Annotated in this window: 20 protein-coding genes, 1 tRNA gene and 1 pseudogene; 15 read left to right on the top strand and 7 right to left on the bottom strand. The window is 64.0% G+C overall.

All coding sequences use genetic code 11. From position 1 onward, the window contains the following. Nucleotides 1-62: 62 nt before the first annotated feature. Nucleotides 63-545: a MaoC family dehydratase gene (locus AC1DW2_RS24945; RefSeq protein ID WP_014490587.1), complete on the bottom strand. Its 483-nt coding sequence runs from the start codon at nucleotides 543-545 to the stop codon at nucleotides 63-65. 118 nt (nucleotides 546-663) lie between these two features. On the opposite strand from AC1DW2_RS24945, the gene AC1DW2_RS24950 reads away from it, so the two are divergent. Further along, on the top strand, nucleotides 664-1578 hold the full coding sequence (locus AC1DW2_RS24950; RefSeq protein ID WP_041960617.1) for a DMT family transporter: 915 nt from the start codon (nucleotides 664-666) through the stop codon (nucleotides 1576-1578). 184 nt (nucleotides 1579-1762) lie between these two features. Here AC1DW2_RS24950 and AC1DW2_RS24955 read toward each other — a convergent pair whose 3' ends face one another. From AC1DW2_RS24955 to rplU, 3 genes are all read right to left on the bottom strand, one after another. Then, nucleotides 1763-2356: a GNAT family N-acetyltransferase gene (locus AC1DW2_RS24955; RefSeq protein WP_477007335.1), complete on the bottom strand. Its 594-nt coding sequence runs from the start codon at nucleotides 2354-2356 to the stop codon at nucleotides 1763-1765. A 143-nt stretch (nucleotides 2357-2499) separates the two neighbouring features. Next, nucleotides 2500-2769 carry a 50S ribosomal protein L27 gene (gene rpmA, locus AC1DW2_RS24960; RefSeq protein WP_011083253.1) on the bottom strand — a complete coding sequence of 90 codons (270 nt, stop codon included), beginning with the start codon at nucleotides 2767-2769 and terminating at the stop codon, nucleotides 2500-2502. 97 nt (nucleotides 2770-2866) lie between these two features. Beyond that, nucleotides 2867-3256, bottom strand: coding sequence for a 50S ribosomal protein L21 (rplU, locus tag AC1DW2_RS24965; RefSeq protein WP_063980440.1), 390 nt, complete (start codon nucleotides 3254-3256; stop codon nucleotides 2867-2869). A 331-nt stretch (nucleotides 3257-3587) separates the two neighbouring features. Between rplU and AC1DW2_RS24970 the strand changes: the two genes are divergently transcribed. Next, a complete protein-coding gene (locus tag AC1DW2_RS24970) occupies nucleotides 3588-4721 on the top strand; it encodes an ROK family protein (RefSeq protein WP_354178961.1) in 1134 nt (377 codons plus the stop codon). A gap of 169 nt (nucleotides 4722-4890) precedes the next feature. Here AC1DW2_RS24970 and AC1DW2_RS24975 read toward each other — a convergent pair whose 3' ends face one another. After that, nucleotides 4891-5754, bottom strand: a complete 864-nt coding sequence (locus AC1DW2_RS24975) for an alpha/beta fold hydrolase (RefSeq protein ID WP_354178963.1) — start codon at nucleotides 5752-5754, stop codon at nucleotides 4891-4893. A gap of 136 nt (nucleotides 5755-5890) precedes the next feature. Between AC1DW2_RS24975 and AC1DW2_RS24980 the strand changes: the two genes are divergently transcribed. The 8 genes from AC1DW2_RS24980 (at nucleotide 5891) to AC1DW2_RS25015 (ending at nucleotide 13209) form a co-directional block, all read left to right on the top strand. Continuing rightward, nucleotides 5891-5980 (top strand) — tRNA-Ser (locus AC1DW2_RS24980). A 164-nt stretch (nucleotides 5981-6144) separates the two neighbouring features. Next, complete coding sequence (locus AC1DW2_RS24985) at nucleotides 6145-7098, top strand: LysR family transcriptional regulator (protein WP_354178965.1); 954 nt, start codon at nucleotides 6145-6147, stop codon at nucleotides 7096-7098. A 142-nt stretch (nucleotides 7099-7240) separates the two neighbouring features. Continuing rightward, a complete protein-coding gene (leuC, locus tag AC1DW2_RS24990) occupies nucleotides 7241-8674 on the top strand; it encodes a 3-isopropylmalate dehydratase large subunit (protein WP_477007336.1) in 1434 nt (477 codons plus the stop codon). Next, the gene (gene leuD, locus AC1DW2_RS24995; protein ID WP_354178968.1) at nucleotides 8675-9322 is read left to right on the top strand and encodes a 3-isopropylmalate dehydratase small subunit; all 648 of its coding nucleotides are present in this window, start codon (nucleotides 8675-8677) and stop codon (nucleotides 9320-9322) included. Beyond that, nucleotides 9319-10458 (top strand): 3-isopropylmalate dehydrogenase, encoded by a 1140-nt coding sequence (gene leuB, locus AC1DW2_RS25000; protein ID WP_477007337.1) that lies wholly within the window; start codon nucleotides 9319-9321, stop codon nucleotides 10456-10458. The genes leuD and leuB overlap by 4 nt, the downstream gene beginning before the upstream one ends. Then, a complete protein-coding gene (locus AC1DW2_RS25005; protein ID WP_477007338.1) occupies nucleotides 10458-11507 on the top strand; it encodes an ABC transporter substrate-binding protein in 1050 nt (349 codons plus the stop codon). Before leuB ends, AC1DW2_RS25005 begins: the two co-directional genes overlap by 1 nt. A gap of 44 nt (nucleotides 11508-11551) precedes the next feature. Continuing rightward, a complete protein-coding gene (locus tag AC1DW2_RS25010) occupies nucleotides 11552-12337 on the top strand; it encodes an ABC transporter ATP-binding protein (protein WP_477007360.1) in 786 nt (261 codons plus the stop codon). Further along, entirely contained in the window at nucleotides 12334-13209 is an 876-nt protein-coding gene (locus AC1DW2_RS25015) for an ABC transporter permease (RefSeq protein ID WP_028158517.1), read from the top strand. Before AC1DW2_RS25010 ends, AC1DW2_RS25015 begins: the two co-directional genes overlap by 4 nt. A gap of 25 nt (nucleotides 13210-13234) precedes the next feature. Here the strand turns inward: AC1DW2_RS25015 and AC1DW2_RS25020 are convergent, their stop codons facing one another. Next, complete coding sequence (locus AC1DW2_RS25020) at nucleotides 13235-14128, bottom strand: LysR family transcriptional regulator (RefSeq protein ID WP_477007339.1); 894 nt, start codon at nucleotides 14126-14128, stop codon at nucleotides 13235-13237. Nucleotides 14129-14244: 116 nt separating this feature from the next. On the opposite strand from AC1DW2_RS25020, the gene AC1DW2_RS25025 reads away from it, so the two are divergent. The 4 genes and pseudogenes from AC1DW2_RS25025 to AC1DW2_RS25040 form a co-directional block, all read left to right on the top strand. Next, nucleotides 14245-15885, top strand: coding sequence for an FAD-dependent oxidoreductase (locus AC1DW2_RS25025; protein WP_477007340.1), 1641 nt, complete (start codon nucleotides 14245-14247; stop codon nucleotides 15883-15885). 79 nt (nucleotides 15886-15964) lie between these two features. Continuing rightward, complete coding sequence (locus AC1DW2_RS25030) at nucleotides 15965-16945, top strand: Bug family tripartite tricarboxylate transporter substrate binding protein (RefSeq protein ID WP_477007341.1); 981 nt, start codon at nucleotides 15965-15967, stop codon at nucleotides 16943-16945. Nucleotides 16946-17067: 122 nt separating this feature from the next. After that, nucleotides 17068-18024: a prolyl aminopeptidase gene (gene pip / locus AC1DW2_RS25035; RefSeq protein ID WP_477007342.1), complete on the top strand. Its 957-nt coding sequence runs from the start codon at nucleotides 17068-17070 to the stop codon at nucleotides 18022-18024. A 157-nt stretch (nucleotides 18025-18181) separates the two neighbouring features. Then, a pseudogene (locus AC1DW2_RS25040) lies at nucleotides 18182-18322 on the top strand (IS5/IS1182 family transposase); the annotation flags it as partial. A 17-nt stretch (nucleotides 18323-18339) separates the two neighbouring features. Here AC1DW2_RS25040 and AC1DW2_RS25045 read toward each other — a convergent pair. Further along, complete coding sequence (locus tag AC1DW2_RS25045) at nucleotides 18340-18735, bottom strand: VOC family protein (protein ID WP_477007343.1); 396 nt, start codon at nucleotides 18733-18735, stop codon at nucleotides 18340-18342. Nucleotides 18736-19013: 278 nt separating this feature from the next. Here AC1DW2_RS25045 and AC1DW2_RS25050 point away from each other — a divergent pair, with 278 nt between their 5' ends. Further along, complete coding sequence (locus tag AC1DW2_RS25050; protein WP_477007344.1) at nucleotides 19014-19361, top strand: hypothetical protein; 348 nt, start codon at nucleotides 19014-19016, stop codon at nucleotides 19359-19361. Nucleotides 19362-19516: the final 155 nt, after the last annotated feature.

Here is a 19516-nt window from a genome sequence, read left to right on the forward strand (position 1 = left end):
CCCGCGCGGCAACCCGGACTTATCCCTGAATCGGCCGAATTTCGGCGAATTTGGCCCCGTGCTTAACCTGCAGGCCGTCTCCGGATCAGGAATTTCTGCATCCCCTCCAGCACCAGCTCCTTGCGCTGGTTGAATACGGTGCTTTTGAGCGTCACCGCGCCGGTCGTGCGACCCGGCACCAGCTCCGTGACCTCGAGCGCGGGATAGATGGTGTCGTCGGCGAACACCGGTTTGAGGAACCGGCTCGATTGCTCGAGGAAGCCGACCAGGGAGTCCTCGACCATGAACGGAAACAGGCCTGCGCCGGGCGCGGTGTGGATCAAGGTCTGGAAGCCGTGGGCGAGCAGATGCGGCATGCCGCGGCTGCGGCAATATTCCACGTCGTAATGCACGGGATGGGTGTCGCCGCTCGCGGTCTGGAAGGCGGCGAACACCGCCGAGGTCTGGGTGCGGCTCGGCAGTACGAAGCGCTCGCCGACCACGAAATCCTCAAACCAGCGTTGCGCGGGGATCATGCGATGCCGGGTCGGGTCGAAGTCGGTCATGTCCATGCTCTCTAGTTGGGGAGGCATCTATCGCTATCGCGCCGCGAAGAGTGCGACAATCCGTTCAATCAGCAGATGCGGGCTTGTCCGGCGCGCCCACGTGATTAAAACGGCGCCAATGCCCTTCTTCAAGAATCTCTCCGCCTATGACGACCGCTCCGCACGCCTGGCCGGCATTGCGCTGATGGTGCTGTCGATCTTCATGTTCTCGTTCGGTGACGCCATGGGCAAGTTCCTGGTCGGGACCTATTCGGTGGGGCAGCTCTTGTTCCTGCGCGCCTGCGCGGCGCTACTGCTGCTGTCGCCGCTGGTCTGGCGGCAGCGTCACCAGTTCCTGCATCTGGAGCGGCCGCGCCTGCAGCTGTTTCGCGTCGTGCTGTCGACGCTGGAAGTGGCCGCTTTCTTCCTCGCGACGGTCTATCTGCCGCTCGCCGACGTCATCACCTATTATCTCGCGGGCCCCATCTTCGTCACAGCGATGTCGGCGATCTTTCTGGGCGAGAAGGTCGGCTGGCGGCGCTGGACGGCGATCCTGATCGGCTTCTGCGGCGTGCTGATCGCGTTGCGGCCGTCGGCGCAGACGGTCAGCCTGCCGGCGCTGATCGCGCTCGGCGGCAGCCTGTCGTTTGCGACCCTGATGCTGATCACGCGCAGCCTGCGCAAGACGCCCGACATCGTGATGGCGTCGTCGCAATTCATCGGCACGTTCTCGCTGGGTGCCGTGCTGTCGGCATTCCACTGGGTGCCGCCGACACCGGGCAGCCTCGCGATCTTCGCACTGGCGGGTTGCGTCTCGGTGACGGCGCTGTTCTGCGTCAACCGCTCGCTCAAGCTGGCACCGGCGAGCGTCGTGGTGCCCTATCAATATTCGATGATCGTCTGGGCCGTAATCTTCGGCTTCGTCGTGTTCGGCGACGTGCCGTCGATTGCCACCATCATCGGCGCCGCCATCATCATCGGCGCCGGGTTCTACATTTACTTGCGGGAGCGGGATCTCGGCCGCCCGAGCAACGAGGTGAATCCGCCGGCGTAGCTGTGGTCACACTGTCGTCCCGGGGCGCGCGAAGCGCGAGCCCGGGACCCATACCCACAGGACGTCGTTTTGCGATAACTCGGAGTGGGAGCTTTGCGCCACACTTCTCCCTGGGATTATGGGTCCCGGGCTCGCGACTTCGTCGCGCCCCGGGACGACAGCGGAGAATGAGCAGCTCTCCGCCCTACCTCATCCGTCTCGCACTGCTCCAGTTCTTCAGCGACGACCACACGCCGCGTGACAGGCGGAAGCAATCGACGGGCGTGGACGAGCCCAGCGCGAGGAAGCGATGCAGCTGGACGCCGCTCCACTGGAAGCCGCACTTCTCCAGCACGTTGCGCGAGGCCGGATTGGTGACGCGCGCACCCGCATAGAGATGATCGTCCTCGAACTCCTCGAAGAAGAAATYGATCGCGCCGCGCGCCGCCTCGGTGGCAAAGCCCTGGCCCCAATGCTCGACGCCGAGCCAGTAGCCGAGCTCGGCATTGTCGGGCGTGGAGCGGTCGACGCCGACCATGCCGACCGGCCCGGTGTCGTGCTCGATCAGGAACACGGTCTCGCTGCCGAGCGCGGCGGTGGCGCGGACGAATTCGACGGCGTCGTCCTGCGAATAGGGGTGTGGAAGGCGACGGGTGTTTTCCGCGACGCGGCGGTCGTTGGCGAGGTGGGCGATGGTCCTGACGTCGGCGAGAGTCGGGCGCCGCAACGTCAGCCGCTCGGTGGCGACGACACTCGGTCTCGCCTCCCGCAAGGTCACGCTCGAGAAATCCTGCAACATGTCCGGCTCCGTCAAAGTCACTAAGTGAAAAGTGAGCAAGTCAAACGAAAGGGGAGGCCGGTTTCCCTGCCTCCCCTGGAGCCGTCTTGTGGACTCCGCCGGTTCGGTCAAGGACCCGGCGGACTCCAAATTTGGTCCACCGTCTATTCAGCCGCCTCGGCGATCGGGAGTACCGATACGAATGTGCGGCCGTTGGCTTTGGCTTGGAACGTGACGCGACCCTCGATCTTGGCGAACAGAGTGTGGTCCGTGCCCATGCCGACATTAAGGCCGGGATGCCAGGTGGTGCCGCGCTGACGCGCAATGATGTTGCCGGGAATCACGACTTCGCCGCCGAACGCCTTGATGCCGAGGCGCTTGCCCTTCGAATCGCGACCGTTGCGCGATGATCCGCCTGCTTTTTTGTGAGCCATGGCTCGTCTCCAAAATCCTGCGTATTTCTAGATCAATTCCTTGACGGAATCATTTCACAATTTCTCACGCATCAATTCGTGATTGCGCGTGATCAAATTATGCGGCGGCTTCTTCGGTGGTCGCTTCCTTGGCGACCTTCTCCCGCTTCGGACGCGGCCCCTTGGTGGGCTTGGCGCCGTCCGTCAGGATCTCGGAGATACGGAGGACCGTGATCTCGTCGCGATAGCCGCGCTTGCGGCGCGAATTCTTGCGGCGGCGCTTCTTGAACGCGATGACCTTCGGCCCGCGCTTGTGGTCGAGCACCTCGACCGCAACGGACGCGCCTGCGACCGTCGGGACGCCCAGGACCGGCGTGTCACCGCCGAGCACCAGCACTTCATTCAGCTGTATGATCGAGCCGACTTCGCCTTCGATCTTGCCTACTTCGAGAACATCATCCGGCACGACGCGGTATTGCTTGCCGCCGGTTTTGATGACTGCGAACATCGTTTTTTCTCCGTGTTCAAATCCCGGCCTCGCGACGAGAATCGTCCGGGCCGGCTTTTTGTCAGTCGCTATGGGTTTATGCGCGTTTTGTGCGGGCGGGAGTTATCCCTTTGAAAACCTACGCAAAAATAAGCGGCGCGAGAAACGCCCCGCGCCGGTTGTGGGACTTATAGCCGCCGGACGCGGCAAGTCAAGGAAAACCGCCGGAAACGGCCCGGATTTGAAGGATTTGGCATCCTTCGCGGCTCTCCGGCGAATCTGCAGCCGGCTTGCAACTTACGGGTTCCCGCGCCGTTGTCCCGGCCGGAACAGGTAACCGGGCAGGGCTTTCATGGCAACGGACGAACTGGTCAAGACGACGACGGGCATCGCCGCCCACGGCGCGGCACGGCTGCCGTCGGTGGACATCGACAGCTTCAACATCGAGATGAAGGACGAGGATGGTTTCCTCGGCGACCGCGCCAGCAAGGGCGCGTTCCGCGAAATCCTCGAGCGCTGGCGCAAGCCGCTGCGCAAGTCCGGCGAGGACCCGTTCGGCAAGGAGCCATCGGATGAGATCAGCAAGAAGACGCTGGACGCCATCCTGATCGGCGATGACACCGAGGCCTGGGCCGTGGTGCACAGCGCCATCGAGGACTTTGCCCAGGAGCTCGCTTACGTCACCCGTCGCTTCCTCAAGAGCAAGGCCTGGGCGAAGACCGAGCGCATCGTCGTCGGCGGCGGCTTCCGCGATTCACGGCTCGGGGAGCTTGCGATCGCGCGCACCGGGATCATCCTCAAGGCCGAGGATTTCAAGATCGACATGGTGCCGATCCGCGCCCATCCCGATGAAGCGGGCCTGATAGGCGCGCTGCATCTGGCGCCGTCATGGATCTTCGAGGCCCATGACAGCATCCTCGCCGTCGACATCGGCGGCACCAACATCCGCTGCGGCCTGGTGGAGACCGGCTGGAAGAAGGCCAAGGACCTCTCGAAGGCCAAGGTCGTGAAATCCGAGCTGTGGCGTCATGCCGATGACGAGCCGACCCGCGAGGGCGCGGTGAAGCGGCTCATCAAGATGCTGAAGGGGCTGATCACCGAGGCCGGGAAAGACGGCTACAAGCTCGCGCCGTTCATCGGCATCGCCTGTCCCGGCGTGATCAACGCGGATGGCTCGATCGAGAAGGGCGCGCAGAACCTGCCGGGCAATTGGGAGAGCAGCAAGTTCAACCTGCCGGCGAGCCTGATCGAGGGCATCCCTGTGATCGGCGAGCACGACACCGCGATCCTGATGCACAATGACGGCGTGGTTCAGGGCCTCTCCGAGGTGCCGTTCATGCAGGATGTCGATCGCTGGGGCGTGCTCACCATCGGCACCGGGCTCGGCAATGCCCGCTTCACCAACCGCCGCAAGGACAACGGCAACGGAAAAGACCGGGATTCTACTGAGAACGGCAAGAAAAAGAGTAAGGCGGACAAGGAGTAACCTTGACTGGTTAGGTTAAGGACCGGATTGCGTTGCGGCGCACAGGACACTCGCTACGGTCGAATCGTCGCCTCACCCTGGCCGGCGAAGCCGCCCTTCCCAGCCAGTATTTCAATGAGCGGCACGGGACCGCCAGTGTTTACCGCGTCTGGCGGTCCCACCCCTGTCTTCAGCTCCAGCCAATCCGCTGAAAGAACGCCGCGATCTCCGCGGCCGCGCGATCCGGATCTTCCCGATGCGGGAAGTGTCCGACGCCCGGAAACATCGCGAGATCGAGATCGCCAAACGTCTCGCCCAGACGATCGGTCCAGGCATAGGGAAACAGCGGATCGTGCTCGGCCCAGCGCACGCAGGTCGGCGCGTTGATCGGCGGAAGCGATAGGGCTTCGCCCTTCATCATCGCGACCCGCCCGGCATGCGAGGCGCGATAATGCGCAAAGCCGCCGGCGAGGTTGCCTTCTCTGAAGAAATTGTCGGCGAAGGCGTCGAGAACATCGTCGAAGGCGTTCTTCCGATGCGCCCAGCCCTTGAGGAAGTGACCGATATAGAGCCGGCAGCTCTCGCGGCTCGCGCCGACGAGCGCGGGCGCCATCTCCATCTGGTGGAAGGATTGATACCAGATGTGGTTGAGTCGATCAGGCGCCGCCATGCGCGGCCCGATGCCGGGATAGACGAAGTCGAAGAAGAACAGCCCCGCGAGCCGCTCGCCCGCCTGCCGGGCCAAAGGCTGCATCACGGCGCCGCCGACATCGTGGCCGACCACGGCGAATCGGTCGATGCCGAGCCCCTCCATCAGCGCCAGCATGTCGTCCGCATGGCCGTCCGGCCCAAAAGGCCCAATAGGCTTGTCGCTGTCGCCGAAGCCGCGCAGATCGGGCGCGATCAGCATGAAACGGTCCGAAAGCCTTGATATCACCGGCTCCCAGGTCAGCCAGAATTCCGGCCAACCATGCAACAAAAGCAGCGGTTTGCCCCGTCCCGCGCGGACCAGGTGGAAATCGGCACCATTGGCCTTGATCGTGAGATGCTCCACGGCAGTTCCTCCCGAGGGCTGGGGCGGGGGGCGAAAGAGGCAGCGGATTTTCCCCTTTCGCGCCTTGTCTGGCCCGCCATCCTCGCCTATTAACGCCCCCAACCACAGGGGCCCTGCTCCTTACTTGGCGCCTTCAGGAGAGGTGGCAGAGTGGTTGAATGCACCGCACTCGAAATGCGGCATAGGTGCAAGCCTATCGGGGGTTCGAATCCCTCCCTCTCCGCCATATCAAAACGGCTTTGAGAAAGCCCCGTCAAAGACAGCCTCTCTGCGTCGCGGCAGCCTCTGGTGTCGTCCCCGGGGGACCATAATCTGACACCGCACTTGCGACCGGCCGCCGAGCTTCTCCACAATGGCCCCCTCGCGAGGGCCCGGTCGAGGATCTGACGGATGACGGCTAAAATCGATCTGCTGACGCTGCAATTGTTCGTGGCGATCGTCGAGGAGCAGAGTATCGCGAAGGCGGCGGAGAAGAAGAACATCGCGGCGTCCGCGGTCAGCCGCCGCATCTCGGATATCGAGGACCTGTTTCAGGTCGAGCTGCTGCATCGTCATTCGAAAGGGATCGAGCCGACACCTGCCGGCTTCGCCCTGCTCGAGCACGCGCGCATCATCCTGGGAAATTTGAGCAAGCTCGAGAGCGAGCTGACGGGATACCGGCAGGGCAAGCGCGGGCTGATCCGGATCTGTGCCAACAAGTCCGCGATCCTCGAAGCCCTGGCGGATGAGCTCAGCCTGTTCCTGGAGCGGCATCCGCTGGTCCACATCGACATCGAGGAGGATCTCAGCCCCGCGATCGTGCGCGCGGTGGTGGAGAACCGGGCCGACATCGGCATTTTCGGCGGCAACATCGACGGGCAGGATCTGGAGCTGCTGTCCTATCGCAGCGACAGCCTGGTCGCGCTGGTCACGCGCGACCACCCGCTGGCGGGCCGTAACAGCGTTCGCTTCCGCGAGCTGGTTGATTTCGACTTCGTCAGCCTGGAGAAGGGCAGTTCGATCGAGACGCTGTGTGTCCGGGCCGCCGCGGCGCTCGGGCAGCACCTCAAGGTGCGCATCCGCGTCAGCAGCTTCGATGCGCTGTTTCGCGTCGTCGATGCCAGGATGGGGGTTGGTGTCGTGCCGCTGGAGATCGTTCGCGACCGCTACGGCGTCGACAGTCTCGTCACCGTCCCGCTCGATGAGTCCTGGGCGCGCCGCGACCTGGTCATCGGCGTGCGCGATTACAAGTCGTTGCCCTCGGTGACGAAGCTGCTGGTGGAGCATTTGCGGACCCATGACGATGCGCGTCTCACCGCGAGCGGCGTCTCCGACCGGCTGACGGTCGTGCGCGGCCGAAGCTAGCCTCTCTCGTGCGAGAGGCCCGCCATCGCCGGCCGCGATGGCGGGTTGCCCAACCGTCACTGCACATTTCCGCGACGGACTTCTATCCTGCTTTCCAAGGTCGCTGCCGGTCGGCATGATCGGCGGCAACACGGCACATCAGATGCCGAACAGGGGAGGACGGATCGTGGACACGCGTGGCCGCACGCTGCTGGCCAAAATCTGGGACCAGCATGTCATCGCCCGGATCAGCGATGATACCGATCTGCTTCATGTGGATCGCCACTTGTTGCATGACCTCGGCGGCTCCGCCGGCCTGATCAACCTCAAAAGCCGCAACATTCCGGTCCACAATCCCGAACTGACCTTCGCGACGCCGGATCATGCGATTTCGACGGCGTCCGGGCGTGCGGGCACGATCAAGACCGGGTGGGAGCTGCTGGCGGCGCTGCGGACCGAGACATCCGCCAGCGGCATCCGGCTGTTCGACCTCGACCAGCCGGGGCAGGGCATCGTCCATGTCATTGGGCCGGAGCTCGGCCTCAGTCTGCCCGGCTGCCTGATCGTCTGCGGCGACAGCCATACCTGCACCCATGGCGGGCTCGGCGCGCTCGCCTTCGGCATCGGCTCCAGCGAGCTCACGCATGTGCTGGCGACCCAGACCATCATCCAGCGCCGGCCGAAAACCATGCGGGTGACGTTCGACGGCCGGTTGCCGTTCGGCGTGACGGCGAAGGACCTCATCCTCGCTTTGATCGGCCATGTCGGCGCCGCCGGCGGCACCGGCTATGCCGTCGAATATGCCGGCAGTGCGATCAGGGACATGCCGATCGAAGGGCGGCTCACCATCTGCAATCTGTCGGTCGAGCTCGGCGCCAAGATGGGTCTGATCGCGCCGGATGAGACGACGTTCGATTATATCCGCGGCCGTCCCTATGCGCCGCAAGGCGAGATGTGGGAGCAGGCCGTCGCGGCGTGGCGGACGCTGCGGAGCGACAGCGACGCAATGTTCGATCGCGAGGTGTCGATCGACGTCGGAACCATCATCCCCCAGATCACCTGGGGCACCAGTCCCGAACACGTCCTCGGTGTCGATGGCCGCATTCCGGATCCCGCGGACATTGCCGATCCCGCGCGCCGCGGCGCGATCGAGATCGCGCTCGACTATATGGGCCTGAAGCCCGGTGCGCCGATCGCCGGCACGCCGGTGGATTGGGTCTTTATTGGCTCCTGCACCAACAGCCGCCTCAGCGATCTGCGCGCCGCGGCCGAAGTCGCGCGCGGCCGCAAGGTTGCGCCGGGCGTGCGCGCCTGGGTCGTGCCGGGGTCGGAGACCATCAGGCGCGATGCGATGGCCGAGGGGCTCGACAAGATCTTCATCGACGCGGGCTTTGAATGGCGCGAGCCCGGATGCTCGATGTGCCTTGCCGCAAACGGTGAAACCGTGCCGCCCGGCCAGCGTTCGGTGTCGACATCGAACCGGAATTTCATTGGCCGGCAAGGGCCGCGTGCCCGCACTCATCTGGCAAGTCCGGCCATGGCCGTGGCGGCGGCGGTGTCCGGCGCCATCGCCGACGTCCGAACGATGGAGCGCTAGATGCCGCAAGCCTTCACCAAACTGACCGCGACGGCCGCGCCGATCATGCGCACCAATGTCGATACGGACGTCATCATCAGCATCAACCGCATGATCGGAAATTCCGTCCGCGGCACTCTCGGCAAATGGGCGTTCGGATCGCTCCGCTATTTGCCCGATGGCTCGGACAATCCGGAGTTCATCCTGAATCGCGAGCCTTATCGCGCGGCGGAGATCCTGGTCACGGGTCCGAATTTCGGCTGCGGCTCGTCGCGGGAGGCGGCGGTGTGGTCGCTGCAGGAAATGGGCATCCGCGCCATCATCGGATCCGGCTTCGGCGACATCTTCTTCGCCAACTGCTTCCAGAACGGCATCCTGCCTGTCGTGCTGGACAAGGCCGTCATCGATGGCCTCGCCGCGGAGATCGAAGCGAGCCAGGGCGCGGGGCGCGTCAGTGTCGACCTGCAGGAGCAGACCGTCACCTCGCCATCGGGCGTGCGGCACGTCTTCGAGATCGATCCGCGCCGGCGCGCGGGTCTGCTCGAAGGCTTAGATGAGATTTCGCTGACGTTGCGGCGCGACCACGAGATCCGCGCATTCCAGGCATCCGACCGCGACGCGCGGCCGTGGATTCACTTTGCAGGACATCAGGCAGGACAATTGGCATGAACACGCTCTCGAACATGATCAAGGTCGCCGTGGTCGGCGGTGAAGGCATTGGTCCTGAAGTGACCGACCAGTCCCACCACATTCTCAAATGGTTTTCGGCGAGGCGCGCCATTCCCGTGGCTCTGCGCGAAGCGCAATACGGACTCATCCCGTATCTGGCGACGGGCAAGGTGTTGCCCGATGACACCGTCGAGGCGATGGAGGAGGCCGACGCGATACTCTGGGGCGCGACGGGCGGCCCCGAAACCACTGAGGTCCCTCCGGCAGCGCGCAAGGCGGGGAGCCTGCTATCGCTGCGCAGCAAATACGACCTCTATGCCAATCTCCGGCCCATCGTCGCCAACCCGGCGCTGGCGGATTCCGCGCCGCTCAAGGCCGCGGTGCTGAAGGATGTCGACTTCATCATCATCCGCGAGCTCACCAGCGGCATCTATTTCGGCGAGCCGCGCGGCATCGAAACGCTACCCGATGGCCAGCGCCGCGGTTTCAATACCCAGCAATACACCACCAGCCAGATTCGCCGGGTGGCGCGAACCGCGTTCGAACTGGCACGGACCCGCAAGGGCCGGGTCTGCTCCGTCGACAAGGCCAATGTGCTGGAAACCAGCGTGCTGTGGCGCGAGGAGGTCACCGCGCTGCATCAAGCGGAATTCTCCGATGTGGAGCTGACGCACCTCTATGTCGACAACGCCGCCATGCAGATCGTGCGGGCGCCGTCGCAGTTCGACGTCATGGTGACCTGCAACATCTTCGGCGACATCCTCTCCGATTGCGCCGCGATGGCCTCGGGTTCGCTGGGCATGCTGCCGTCGGTCTCGCTCGGGCCGCCGGACCGGCTGGGCCGCCGCAAGGCGCTCTATGAACCGGTCCACGGCAGCGCGCCTGACATTGCGGGCAAGGGCATCGCCAATCCGCTCGGCTCGATCCTCAGCGTCGCGATGATGTTGCGCATCACCCTCAATCGGCCCGATGATGCCACGTTGCTGGAGAAGGCCGTGGATACGGCGCTGGCTGCCGGCGCAAGAACGGCCGATATCGCCGAACCCGGCGCAAAAAGACTTTCGACCCAGGAGATGGGCGATGCGGTTCTGAACGCGCTCGACAAGGTCGTCGGCAAGGAGAGGGAGCACGCGTGATGAGAACTCGGGTCACCAGACGGGCCGCGTTGACGATCGTCGCCGGCGCCGGTGCGTCCATGGCGGCAGGGCGGGCATGGGCGGATACCCCGTCGGGCCGCGTGATCTATCCGGTGGCCATTCCGGTCTATCAGTCTCAATTCGTCGCCGACCGGGCCGGTTTCTTCAAGGAGGCCGGCCTCGACTGCAAGCTGATCCAGGGCGGCAGCGGGGTGAAGACGCGCGAGATCATCGCGTCGTCCCAGGGCGATATCGGTATCGGCGACATCACCCACCCGATGCAGCTCAGCAATCACGGCCGCAGCGCGCGGGTCCTGATGCCGGTCGATACCCGCAGCAACGCCGCGATCTTCATTATCCGCAAGGATCTGTTCGACCAGGGCATCACCACTCTGGAGGCGCTGGCGAAGTGGAAGCGGCCTGACGGACGAAAGCCGATCGTTTCGGTGTCGTCGCTGGGCGGCACCAACCACGTCTGGGCGTCCTATTACATGGAAACCATGGGACTGGACGACAAGGTGACCTGGATCGGCACCGGCAATGTCGATACCATGATGGGCACGTTGAAGACGAAGCAGGTCGATGTTCTCATCAACTCGCCATCGATCCTGAAGGATTCGGTGGAACAGGGCTGGGGCGCACTGTTGTTCGATGGAACGGACGAGGCGGTCTGGGCCAAGTATATCGGCGGCAAGGTCCCGGTGACCTCTCATTTCACGCTGCAGGCGACCATCGACAAGGACCCACCGAAGATGCAGGCGTTCGTCACGGCGCTGTGGCGCGCCACCCTGTGGATCAAGGGGCACTCTCCCGAAGAGATCTACGATATGATCGAGCCTTACGTCGGAAGCACGTCGCGCGATGCGAATATTTTCGACAGCGGCGTCATGAAGAAGGTCACCGATTACGAAGGCATCATCGATGCCGCCAGCTTCGCGCGCGGCCAGAAGGTCTGGTTCCGTGAAATGACCGGCATCAAGCCGCTCGCGATGGCCGACGTCGTCAACACCAGCTTCATCGAAGCGGCACGCAAGGCCTATCCGGCTTGACGATCCAGGCTTTACACACGCCGCACGTCGATGCGCCGCCTGAGATGCGGCGCATCGACGTGCGCGGTTTGTGCAAGACTTTCCAGCTGGCGGGTACGGCCATCGAGGCCGTGCGCGACGTCTCCTTCAATGTCCGGCGCGGCGAATTCGTCGCCCTGCTGGGGCCATCCGGCTCGGGCAAGAGTACCGTCCTCAACATGATCGCAACCCTGGTCAAGCCGACCAGCGGTCAGATACTGATTGATGGTACGCCCGTCGTCCCCGGACAGGCGACGCCCAATGTCGGCTATGTGTTCCAGCGCGACACCCTGTTTCCCTGGCGCACCGTCGCCGACAACATCGGTTACGGCCTCGAACTGGCGGGTGTCCCGGCGGCGGAGCGAAAGGATCGTGTCCGTGCCTGCTTGATGCAAGCCGGGCTGCAGGATTTCGACAATGCCTATCCCTCGGCGCTGTCGGGCGGCATGCGCCAGCGCGCCGCCTTGATGCGAACGCTGGTCGTCGAGCCGCAGGTTCTGCTGATGGACGAGCCGTTCGGTGCGCTCGACACCCACACCAAGATCGACATGCACGATGTGCTGCTGCGCATCTGGGAACGCGAGCAGCAGACCGTGCTGTTCGTGACCCATGATCTCGGCGAGGCCCTGACGCTGGCAGACCGCATCATTCTGTTTTCCGCGCGGCCGGGCCGGATCAAGGAGAGTTTCGAGGTGGATTTCGCCCGCCCACGCAATGCCGTGAAGATCCGGGAGACGCCGCGCTATGCCGAGCTGTTTCAGCTGATCTGGCACTCGCTCGGCGAGGAATTCATCAAGGGCCGCAAGCCATGAGGCGAGCGCGCCGCCCCGGCAGAACCCTGGCCTGGCAGATGTTGATCTGCGTCGGCTTCCTGTCGATTTGGCAGTGGGGGTACGATCTGCACGGCCGCCTTCCCTGGCTGGTGCCGGATCTGCTCGACCCCTATTTCGTGTCCAAGCCGTCCGACATCTTCGAGCACTTCCTGATCCTGAGCTGCCTCAAGTCCAAGCTCGGCGTGTTCAACGGCTGGTTCAATGGTGAATTCGCCCGCTGCATGGCGCGATCCGAGAACAATCTCTGGATCGCGACCGCCGTCACCCTGAAGAACACGTTCTTCGGCTTCGTCACCGGCGTCAGCAGCGGCTTTGCGGCGGGCCTCGTGCTGGGCCGTTCGGACCGGCTCAGCGCGATCTTCCAGCCGTTCATCACGGCGGTGAATTCGATCCCCCGCATCGCGCTGGCGCCGATCATCGTGCTGGCCTTCGGCATCGGCGATACCTCGAAGATCGTCACGTCGTGGATCGTGGTCGTCTTCCTGGTGTTCTTTAACACGTTCGAAGGGGCGCGCTCGATCGACGAGGGCTTTGTCAACGCGGCGCGGCTGCTCGGCGCCAGCGAGTGGCAGATCACCCGCACCGTGGTCATCCCCTCGACCATGGCCTGGGTCTTCGCCTCGCTGACGCCTGCGATCTCCTTCGCCCTGATCGGCGTGATCGTCGGCGAGTTCATCGGTGCGGAACGGGGAATCGGGCGCCTGATCATCGAATCCGAGGCGCGCGCGGAGGCATCGGGAATGATGGTCGCCGTCGTTGTGCTGATGCTGGTCGGTGTTGCGCTGTCCGCGTTGATCTGGCGATTGCAGGCCTATCTGCTGCGCTGGCAGCAGCATAATCTCGCGGAGTAGCCCGAGCAGCGGCCTGCGGCGTTAATCACGGCCCCGCCAGCACCGTCCGAGCCGTCGTCACAAACGCCTGCGCCGCCGGCGACAGCGTGCGTCCCTGACGCTGCAGCAGCGACACCGGGCGGGTGATCGCCGGGCGTATCAGAGGTCTTGCGATCAGCGTCGGGAATTGGTCGGCCGGCAGCATCGTTGCGGGGAGGATGGCGAGGCCGAGGCCTTGGGCTGTCATGGCGAGCGCGGTGTTGATCAGCGTGACCTCATAGGTCGGAGAAAGGTGCTTGCCCTGCGCGCCGAGGGCCTGGTCGATCTGCATGCGGATTCGCGTCTCGCGCCGCATCGCGATGGTCGGGAGCTGCGCCAGCTCATCCCATGTCAGCGCGCGCCGCGCGGCGAAGTCGGCGGTGCGACGGCCGATCGCGCTCAGCCGCCCGCGGGTCAGCGTCTCGATCGTCATCTCCGCGAACTCACCCTCGACGCTGCCGATCGCGAACTCGGCATCGGTTGCGATCAGGCGCGGAACGAGATCGTCGGCGGCGACGTCGCGCATGTCGATGTCGATCTCGGGGTGGGCCGCGCGGAACTTCGCGAGAACCTGCGGCAGCAGTGCCGAAGCGGCACCCGCCGACGCGACGAACGCGACGCGGCCGGCTCGCGCCTGCGCGAGGTCATGCATGCGCCGTGACAGGCCCAGCGCATCGCTCAACATGCGTTCGGCGGCGTGAAACGCCTCGTCGGCGGCCAGCGTCGGCTGCACCGAACGCGTGGAGCGGTCGAACAGTTTGACACCGAGCTGCACTTCGAGCTGCTGGATCAGGAGGCTCGCGGCCGATTGCGTGATGCCCAGCTCGCGCGCGGCCCGCGTGATGCTGCGCGTGCGATACACGCCGGTGAAGGCCCGCAATTGTCGCAAGGTGACATTCATCGGAAAAGCTCATGAATTGATGAGTTCTTTCCGACTTATCGCATAAGACAGCCTGCAATAAAATGCATGCTGCGCGGGCAACGAATCCGCGATGATGCAAGGGGATGGAAACGAGCATGAGGACACAGGTGCTGGTCGTGGGCGCCGGGCCCGTGGGATTGACCGCGGCCATGGATCTGGCCTCGCGCGGGATCGACGTCGTCGTTGCGGAGATCCGCCACGCCGGCGATCCGCCCAGCGTCAAATGCAATCACGTCTCGGCGCGCTCGATGGAAATCTTTCGCAGGCTCGGCGTCGCCGCAAAGCTCCGCGACGCAGGCCTGCCCGCGGACTTCCCGAACGATTGCTCCTACCGGACCACGGCGACCGGCATCGAGCTCTGCCGTATCGACATTCCCTCGCGCGCGCGCCGCTACAGCGCCACCGGCGGCCCCGACACCTGGTGGCCGACGCCCGAGCCGCCGCACCGGATCAACCAGGTCTATCTCGAACCGATCCTGTTCAGCCACGCCGCCGCTCAGCCGCGCATCACCATTTTGGCGCGCACGGAAATCATCGATATCGAGCAGGACGACGATCGTGTGGTCGCGCTGGGTCGCGACCTCGACAGTGGAAACGCGCTCCGCATCGAAGCCGACTTCGTGATCGGGTGCGACGGCAGCCGCTCCCTCGTCCGCAAATCGATCGGCGCCAGCCTGTCCGGCACGCCGGTGATCCAGCGGGTGCAATCGACCTTCATCGAGGCGCCGCAACTGAAGGAGTTGATGGGCGCGCACAAGCCGGCCTGGATGGTGCTCTCGCTCAACCCGCGACGCTCCGGCACGACGGTTGCGATCGACGGCCACGACCGCTGGCTGATCCATAATCATCTGAGGCCCGACGAGCCTGAGTTCGACTCGGTCGACCGCGACTGGTCGATCCGTGCCATTCTCGGCGTCGACGAGCGGTTCGAGTACAAAATCCTCAGCAAGGAGGACTGGGTCGGGCGCCGGCTGGTGGCCGATCGCTTCCGCGACCGCAGGGTCTTCATCTGCGGCGACGCCGCGCATCTGTGGATGCCCTACGCGGGCTACGGCATGAATGCGGGCATCGCTGATGCCGTCGATCTCTGCTGGCAATTGGCGGCGCATCTGAACGGATGGGCGCCGGCTGCGATCCTCGATGCCTATGAGGCGGAGCGTCAGCCCATCACCGACCAGGTGTCGCGCTTTGCAATGGACCATGCGATGAAGATGATGGCGCAGCGCGGCGGCGTGTCCGCGGAGATCGAGGACGACACGCCGCGCGGCCAGGCGGCGCGCGCATCGCTTGCCAGGGCGGCCTACGATCTCAACGTGCAGCAATATTGCTGCGCGGGCCTCAACTTCGGCTACTACTACGATGCCTCGCCGATCATCGCCTATGACGGCGAAACCCCGCCGGCCTACGCGATGGGAAGCTTTACGCCCTCCACCGTGCCGGGCGCTAGGGCGCCGCATGTGTTCCTGCGCGACGGACGATCGCTCTACGACGCTTTCGGAGCAGGCTACACGTTGCTGCGGCTTGACCCGGCAATCGATGTGGCGCGGCTGCTCTCTGCCGCAGAACAGCGCGGCATGCCGCTTGCGCTGGTCGACATCGCGTCGGATGAGGCGAACGGGGCCTATGCCGAGAAGCTCGTGTTGGCACGACCCGACCAGCACATCGCCTGGCGCGGGCAGGCCGCGCCCGAAAATCCAGAAGGCCTGCTTGCGCGCATCACTGGTGCTGCGGCGTGATCGAATAGCAGGCTGCCTGCCGACGGCACGGCAGCCTGGTCGTGCCTACAAACAAGAATACGTAATGGGGGAGGAGAAATTGTTTCACGTTGCAAGGCGCCGCATTCTGGCCGCGCTGACGGCCGCGACTTTCGCCGTGTTGCCGCTGGAGGCCGGCCGCGCGGCCTATCCGGAGCAATTGATCAAGATCATCGTGACCTTCCCGCCCGGCGGCAGCGCCGACACCGTCATCCGTGCGCTCGAGCCGCTGGTCACCGCCGAGCTCAAGCAGAGCCTGGTGATCGAGAACCGCGCCGGGGCAGGGGGCAATATCGGCATGGCCGCGGTGGCCCAGGCCAAGCCCGACGGCTACACGCTCGGCGTTGCGCCGGCGGGTGCGCTGACGGTGAACCCGCACCTTAATTCGTCGATGCCGTTCGACCCAAAGGATCTCGCGCCGATCACGCTGCTGGCGGAAATTCCCTTTGTGCTGGTCGCGTCCGCGGACGTGCCCGCGCACAATGCCGCAGAGACGATCGCGCTCGCCAAGGCAAAGCCCGGTGCGCTGTCGATCGGACATGGCGGCAATTCGACGGCGATGCATCTGACGGCCGCGCTGTTCACGCAGAAGGCGGGGATCAGCATGGAGCTCGTTCCGTATCGCGGGACGGCGCCGGCGGCGGTTGATGTCCTTGCGGGACATGTCCCCTTCGCGGTGCTGGATATCCCCGCATCGAGGCAACTGATTCTCGAAGGCAAGCTCAACGCCGTCGGCGTTTCGTCGGCGCGCCGGCTTCCATCCTTGCCCGATGTGCCGACCCTTGCCGAGAGTGGCATCGCGGGTTTCGAATCCGTGGGCTGGTTCGGGCTCGTTGCTCCCTCAGGCACGCCTGCGGACGTCATCAGCAGGCTGAACGAGGCTTTCACAAAAGCCCTGAAAGACCCGGTGGTGGCCGAGAAGATCCGGACCCTCGGCGCAGAGCCCGCGCCGACCTCGCCGGAGCAGTTCGGCCGCTTCATTCAGAGCGAGAGCACGAAATGGGGCAAGCTCATCAGCGAGGCAGGCATCAAGGCGAACTAGGCCGTGTACCTATAAACCCGGTGCGACATGTGACTGGTGGCTTCGTCCGCTTTGCTCCTATAACCGAAACCACCATGATCGCGGCGTGCTAATCGAACCTCGTGGTGCCAAACGGAGGCCGTATGAGTCAGTTGAGGTCGATGTACCCACCCATCGAGCCCTATAGCGCTGGTACCCTCGACGTTGGAGAAGGTCACCGGGTTTATTACGAACGGGTGGGGACGCCGGGCGCGAAGCCGGCGGTCTTCCTGCACGGCGGACCGGGCGGAGGTTTGTCCCCTGAACATAGGCGTCTGTTTGACCCCAATCGATATGATGTCATGCTCTTCGATCAGCGAGGATGTGGGCAATCAACTCCGTATGCGGGGCTCGAAGCGAATACGACTTGGCATTTGGTATCGGACATCGAGCGCTTGCGTGAACTTGCAGGCGTCGACAAATGGCTCGTGTTCGGTGGCTCGTGGGGATCGACTCTCGCGTTAGCTTATGCAGAAACGCATCCCGACCGCGTCAGCGAGCTTGTTCTCCGTGGCGTCTACACCGTCACCAAGGCGGAGCTGCAATGGTACTATCAGTTCGGCGTTTCAGAGATCTTTCCGGAGAAGTGGGAAAAGTTCCAGGCACCGATACCCCTGAGCGAGCGAGGCGACATGATTGCGGCGTATCGCAGCCGGCTGACGGGCGACGATCGAGCCATCCAGCTCGAGGCAGCCAAGGCTTGGGCTATTTGGGAGGGCGAAACGATCACGCTGCTGCCTAATCCAGCATTCTCGACATCGTTTGGCGACGACCAATTTGCGCTCGCGTTTGCGCGATTGGAGAACCACTATTTCGTTCACGATTGCTGGCTGGAGGATGGGCAACTTCTGCGCAACGCTCACCGCATCCGCGGTATCCCGGGAGCCATTGTTCACGGCCGCTACGACATGCCCTGTCCAGCCCGATATGCGTACGCGCTGCATAGGGCGTGGCCTGAAGCCGAATTCCATCTGGTCGAGGGTGCCGGTCATGCTTGGTCGGAGCCAGGTATCCTCGATCAACTGGTGCGCGCCACCGATCGCTTCGCGACAGCACTATGAAGAGGGCAACGACGAAGTCGGAATAAATCCGGGCGCAGAAGAGGAGAATCGTCCGTTGGCGGCGGGCTGGTCTCTGGGGCCGCATCATCGAGACGCTGGGCGCTTGCTACTCCACGTAAAATGAGCGTCTGCGACACGTCGATTGGCCGCGTGCATCCGCACTGAGCGCTTCTTCAACAGGATCAAGCAATGCCGTCGTGTGGCGACGCGTTATGACAAGCTTGCCGCCAACTATCTCGCCTTCGTCCAACTTGCTTCAATCAGGCTATGGCTCGGCGCTAATGAGTCCACGTCCTAGGCCTTCCTCTCCGCCGCTCAAGCTTGCTTGTTCTGACGGAGCCGTGACGGCCAGCCGATCCTGACCAGGGTCTCGTCCGGGTCCGACAGCGCAAACTCGTACATTCCCCACGGCGTGTCCTCCGGCCCCTGTCCGTTGGCCAACTCGCCCGAAAACTCTCGCGCGAGTTCGTCGACGGCCTCGGTGTAGAGATAGAGACCGAACGGATTGCGGCCTCTGATCAGCCAGCCTTCGACGGCATCGGTGAGATGGAGATGGCCGCCCTTTCCATCGGCGAGGATGCGATAGCTGTCCTCACCGTCCTCCGGCTTGTCGCCGTCCGCGCGCGTAAAACCGAGCCGGGCGTAGAATTTCTCCGAGGCGTCGAGGTCGTTGCAGGGAAGGATGGACGTCAGTGCGTGAGTTGGCGTCATGCGAATCCCTTTGCGGCAGACTGTCGATACTTGGGGACGGAAGGTTCAAAGTCGTCACGGCCCGCCGTCCCGACCAGCTTGCGTCCTTTTGAAGACGATCTTATAACCTCGCGCAGGTGCCGAAGGGGCGCCTTCCCGCACAAGAGGCTCTCACCCTTCGAGAGGTTGTCCGTTTTCTTCCGGCGATACGGTCCTTCGATCGGGATCCGGGAAGGCCAACGATGACGAGCCCTTTGTTCGGCAATAGCGGGAGTGTCGGACGCCTCATTGGGGTTGTCATGAACACCGTATTCTCGTCGGGCGCTGCGACGCTCGAATTCCCAAGCACGTGCGATGAATTGTTGCGTGAAATCAAAATTCGCGCGCGGCTACGCTTGAACGATCTGACCAATGAATCGCCGGATGTCATATTCTACGCACGCTGGATATCGAGGCGGCGACGCTGGGCGTGGTTCGCGATGGAAGTTCCTGCGCTCGGGAACGCGCAGACCATCGGGACTGCGTTGCTGTCGACCAAAGTACAGCTCGTGATCCTGGACGGCTTGACCCATGAAGCCGAACTGAGTGCGGTCGATCTCGTCCTGCCTCGAGTTCGTCAGTTTCTGCGTGGCGGGTCATCATCATGACGGCCGGTGACTTACTCGGTTCGACCGTGAACGCGAAGCCGCTGTCGCGCGGGGGCACGCGCCCGGTCCCCCCGCAACCAGAGCGGTGACAGGTTGAACCTGCTACCGTCGCGGCCCGACCAACAGCATCCCGCCAGCCGGCAGGGAGCGAGGTG

Source organism: Bradyrhizobium sp. P3_C3, assembly GCF_056402655.1.

Bases quoted from the DNA above. Each gene is read 5' to 3' on its own strand.
- leuD (WP_354178968.1), top strand. From the start codon at position 8,675: ATGCCGCAAGCCTTCACCAAACTGACCGCGACGGCCGCGCCGATCATG.
- AC1DW2_RS24950 (WP_041960617.1), top strand. From the start codon at position 664: ATGCCCTTCTTCAAGAATCTCTCCGCCTATGACGACCGCTCCGCACGC.
- AC1DW2_RS25045 (WP_477007343.1), bottom strand. From the start codon at position 18,735: ATGACGCCAACTCACGCACTGACGTCCATCCTTCCCTGCAACGACCTC.
- leuB (WP_477007337.1), top strand. From the start codon at position 9,319: ATGAACACGCTCTCGAACATGATCAAGGTCGCCGTGGTCGGCGGTGAA.
- AC1DW2_RS25015 (WP_028158517.1), top strand. From the start codon at position 12,334: ATGAGGCGAGCGCGCCGCCCCGGCAGAACCCTGGCCTGGCAGATGTTG.
- leuC (WP_477007336.1), top strand. From the start codon at position 7,241: ATGCCGAACAGGGGAGGACGGATCGTGGACACGCGTGGCCGCACGCTG.
- AC1DW2_RS25020 (WP_477007339.1), bottom strand. From the start codon at position 14,128: ATGAATGTCACCTTGCGACAATTGCGGGCCTTCACCGGCGTGTATCGC.
- AC1DW2_RS25005 (WP_477007338.1), top strand. From the start codon at position 10,458: ATGAGAACTCGGGTCACCAGACGGGCCGCGTTGACGATCGTCGCCGGC.
- pip (WP_477007342.1), top strand. From the start codon at position 17,068: ATGAGTCAGTTGAGGTCGATGTACCCACCCATCGAGCCCTATAGCGCT.
- AC1DW2_RS24970 (WP_354178961.1), top strand. From the start codon at position 3,588: ATGGCAACGGACGAACTGGTCAAGACGACGACGGGCATCGCCGCCCAC.
- rpmA (WP_011083253.1), bottom strand. From the start codon at position 2,769: ATGGCTCACAAAAAAGCAGGCGGATCATCGCGCAACGGTCGCGATTCG.
- AC1DW2_RS24945 (WP_014490587.1), bottom strand. From the start codon at position 545: ATGACCGACTTCGACCCGACCCGGCATCGCATGATCCCCGCGCAACGC.
- AC1DW2_RS24985 (WP_354178965.1), top strand. From the start codon at position 6,145: ATGACGGCTAAAATCGATCTGCTGACGCTGCAATTGTTCGTGGCGATC.
- AC1DW2_RS25025 (WP_477007340.1), top strand. From the start codon at position 14,245: ATGAGGACACAGGTGCTGGTCGTGGGCGCCGGGCCCGTGGGATTGACC.
- AC1DW2_RS25050 (WP_477007344.1), top strand. From the start codon at position 19,014: ATGAACACCGTATTCTCGTCGGGCGCTGCGACGCTCGAATTCCCAAGC.
- rplU (WP_063980440.1), bottom strand. From the start codon at position 3,256: ATGTTCGCAGTCATCAAAACCGGCGGCAAGCAATACCGCGTCGTGCCG.
- AC1DW2_RS25010 (WP_477007360.1), top strand. From the start codon at position 11,552: ATGCGGCGCATCGACGTGCGCGGTTTGTGCAAGACTTTCCAGCTGGCG.